This is a genomic window from Acinetobacter gyllenbergii CIP 110306 = MTCC 11365, assembly GCF_000413855.1.
Lineage (GTDB): Bacteria > Pseudomonadota > Gammaproteobacteria > Pseudomonadales > Moraxellaceae > Acinetobacter > Acinetobacter gyllenbergii.
This window is the reverse complement of record NZ_ATGG01000045.1, coordinates 1-1,808: the sequence shown is the minus strand read 5'-3', so window position 1 is coordinate 1,808 and position 1,808 is coordinate 1. Positions and strand designations below refer to the sequence as shown.

Annotated in this window: 3 protein-coding genes; all 3 read right to left on the bottom strand. The window is 37.1% G+C overall.

Annotated features, from left to right (window positions below; genetic code table 11):
* Window positions 1–383 (bottom strand): phage/plasmid replication protein, II/X family (locus tag F957_RS03050; protein WP_016660581.1); only part of this gene is annotated, 383 nt, incomplete at its 3' end.
* Window positions 380–661, bottom strand: a complete 282-nt coding sequence (locus F957_RS03055) for a hypothetical protein (protein ID WP_016660580.1) — start codon at window positions 659–661, stop codon at window positions 380–382. The genes F957_RS03050 and F957_RS03055, both read right to left, overlap by 4 nt.
* A gap of 409 nt (window positions 662–1,070) precedes the next feature.
* Window positions 1,071–1,808 (bottom strand): phage/plasmid replication protein, II/X family (locus tag F957_RS03060; RefSeq protein WP_016660579.1); only part of this gene is annotated, 738 nt, incomplete at its 5' end.

Genomic DNA, 1,808 nt, shown 5'->3' with positions numbered 1-1,808 from the left:
TGTTCATTAACATCAACACGGGAAAGATGATAAATACCTTGTTGAATATTCTCATACTCAACGTCAGTAGGCTTTAATTCCAATTCATCAATCATACAAAGCTTATCAATCATCTTAGCAACAAGATATTTAAGATCATTTGTTCCGAACACGTTATGACCTTGCAAGAACTTCGCAGGATTGCCCGATATTTCGACCATACCGTCAGTATGGGAGCGGATTGTTATAGATGCATCGTGAGAGCCTTTAACGCTTAAACGGTTAGCTATGTCGTATTCTATAGTTTCCACACCATCAATAATTTTTGTACGGATAGACTGACCAGAGCGCAAAACTTCAGGGTTATGAGTTATCCAAAATTTACCAGTTACCCAATCAATCATAATCCTTTAAGCTCCTTAGATAATTCTCCTAATTGTTCAGTACCACTCATTAAAACAGCAGAACCGATACGCTTTAAAACTTCATCTTTATTATTAGATTCCTTAACTTCTCTTATCCCATCCCTTAATTGAGATAAAACAGGGTGCATTTCCTCCATAAGTTCCACAACGACCCTAGACATAGGTTTATTTTGAAGCTCTGCAAGATCGGAAATGACTGCATATAAGTCAGGATTCAGACTAATAGAAATACGTTTGCTATTTGTTTGATTAGGCATTTTATGATTCTAAAAGTAATACAGGTTGTAATAAATATATAGTATAAAATTTGTCTTGTATATAGGTTAGAGTTATCAAATTGAGACAGATGTGAGGTATTACTAGACACCTCACATCCTCCTTAACGCATCGCACCCGCGCGAGCCGACGGGATGTCGATTGCGTATGCGTCGTCTGTGTTGTCATGTTGTCATGTTTACTTGTTGTCATGTTTATATGTTGTCGGCAGGCATAGCCTGGTACTTACCGATCTAAGGCAGAAGGGAGCTTGTAATCAGGGAGGGAAGGTTTTGTAATTCTAATTATGTCAGTTCGCTCGTAGACACTCGCTCTGTCGTGTCGGTCGTCGAAGCTCCTCCTCACTCATCGCTCGTTTTTACTCACTAGATAGACAAAAAAAAAGACCGATCAAGCGACCAGTCCTTTCTCATAAGCCCAATCAGGTATTCCCATTGGTACAGCTTCTAAATATCTAATCATTGGAACAATATTGGATTGCTCTTTTTCAATATCTTTAACGATAGAAATATCTATACCGTATTCCATTAATCTTGTTCTATAGCGATAGAATGTAGGACGTGAAAGAACTTGCCTTAAATCTTCACCATTTACCCATGCCGTATATGTTAAGCGTAAGTTTTTTGGCAGGGATTCAATAACTTCATTTTCAATAGGCATATTAGCACTCAACTGCAATTTACTAATGAATTGATCATTAATAAGCATTGTAGCTGTGTCAGCATCCCAGTTACAACCTAAGTGTAAGTACCAGTCTTTTAATTGAGTAGAAAGTATTTTAATTTCAAAGCGTAAGGATTTTTCAGCATATTCTATTAATTCAGGTATCTGTAGCAATTCATCAGGCAATCTATGGCTTTTATCCTTAGAATTGATTTCATCGTACTTAAAATAGATTTTTGGAATATAGCGTTTACCCTCAAAATAAAGAGTTCCCTCTTTAAATAATCCAGCACCCCTAAATTTCATGTTCGCAGAATTACCCGCAGCACGTAGCCATGCTCTAGCAACTTGAGCAGATGGAAAGGCAAAATGTTCATTAACATCAACACGGGAAAGATGATAAATACCTTGTTGAATATTCTCATACTCAACGTCAGTAGGCTTTAATTCCAATTCATCAATCAT

What these genes read in the sequence shown, in the direction of transcription:
- F957_RS03055 (WP_016660580.1), bottom strand. Translation starts at nt 661, where the DNA reads ATGCCTAATCAAACAAATAGCAAACGTATTTCTATTAGTCTGAATCCT.